Annotated in this window: 1 protein-coding gene; it reads right to left on the bottom strand. The window is 78.5% G+C overall.

What is annotated here, in order from left to right; all coding sequences use genetic code 11:
- Positions 1 to 2: 2 nt before the first annotated feature.
- Positions 3 to 1,478, bottom strand: a 1,476-nt coding sequence (locus tag GTR00_RS20660; protein ID WP_166613404.1) for a diguanylate cyclase domain-containing protein, incomplete at its 5' end; no start/stop codon positions are given.

Below are 1,478 nucleotides of genomic sequence, written 5' to 3'. Positions count from 1 at the left end.
GCTCAGGCGAAGACGCGCACCCGGTTCTTGCCCGCCGCCTTCGCCGCGTACATCGCCACGTCCGCGTGCTGCACGACCTGCTCGGCGTCCTCGCCGGGGCGGCGGTGCGCCACCCCGACGCTCGCGCCGACGCGCACCGCGCCGCCGGGCACGTCCACGGGCCGCACGACGACCTCGACGACGCGCTCGGCCAGGTCGGCGACGGCCGGTTCGTCGGGCTCGCGCAGCAGCACGGCGAACTCGTCGCCGCCCAGGCGCGCGCACAGGTCGCCCTCGCGCACCACCGAGCGCAGGCGGCCCGCGACGGCGCGCAGCAGCGCGTCGCCGGCGGCGTGGCCGCGCCCGTCGTTGACGACCTTGAAGTCGTCCAGGTCCACGAAGGCGACGCTGAAGCGCGCCGACGGCTCGGCCGCCGCCCGCTCCAGGGCCTCGGTGAAGGCGGTGCGGTTGGCCAGCCCGGTGAGCGCGTCGGTGCGGGCCTGCTCGCTCAGCGCGCGGTGCGCCTCGCTGTTGACCAGCGCCAGCGCCACCTGCGTGAAGGCGGTGACCATCGCGGGCACGCCCTCGGCGGCGAAGCGGTCCAGGGCGCCGGAGACCAGCCAGTTGCCCTCCAGGGTGGGGTCGGGCACGGCGACCCAGCGGCCGGGGCGGCCGGCGGCGCCGTCCAGGGCGGCGGAGCTCAGCGGCAGCGGCCGACCGTCGGCGGGCGGCTCGGCGGGCAGCACCACGTCGGGCAGCACCGCCGGCAGCGGCCCCCGCCAGGCGCCGATCGAGGTGCGCACCCGCGCGCCGTCGGGAGCGGCCTCCACCAGGGCGCTGGCCAGGCCGGGGGTGACCTCGGAGACCCCGCGGGCCGCGCGCTCGCCCAGGGCGAGGATCGCGGCGCGGTCGGTGGTGGTGAGCAGGGCCCGGCCCAGCTCGCTGAGCACCGCGTCGCGGCGCTGGCCCCGCTCGCGGGCGAACAGGACGTCGGCCAGGTGCCGGGCGCCGGCCATCGTGGTGAGCATCAGCGGCGCGCAGCCCAGCACCGTGCCGGCGTCGCCGGGGCCGTCGTGGCCGGGCACGGACCCCCACAGGCCCGCGCCGACGGCCGTGCCGAGCACGAGCAGGGCGCAGTGCTGCACGACCCCGCGGGTGGTGCCGTAGACGGAGCGGAACCACACGGAGGGGAAGGCGATGCCCAGCGCGATCGGCGAGGGGTCGAAGACGGCCACCGCCGCGGCGATCAGCGCGACCTCGGCCGCGTCGGCGGCCCGCGAGGTGCGCCGGGACAGGTAGCGGTGCACCCACAGCAGCGACAGCGCCGCGATCACCGCGCAGCTCAGCAGCGCGGTGACCGGCACCGCCGTGCGCAGGACCGCGGGCAGCAGCACCAGCGCCGACAGCACGCCCAGGCCGCAGAACAGCCGGCGCGTCTGCTCCACCAGCTCCTCCGGGCGCGACCACCAGCGGCGCCCGCGCGCCCCACCCTCCAGCAC

The sequence above is a fragment of the Kineococcus indalonis genome (assembly GCF_009906395.1).
GTDB classification, from domain to species: Bacteria; Actinomycetota; Actinomycetes; order Actinomycetales; family Kineococcaceae; genus Kineococcus; species Kineococcus indalonis.
This window is presented reverse-complemented; position numbering and strand designations above follow the sequence as displayed.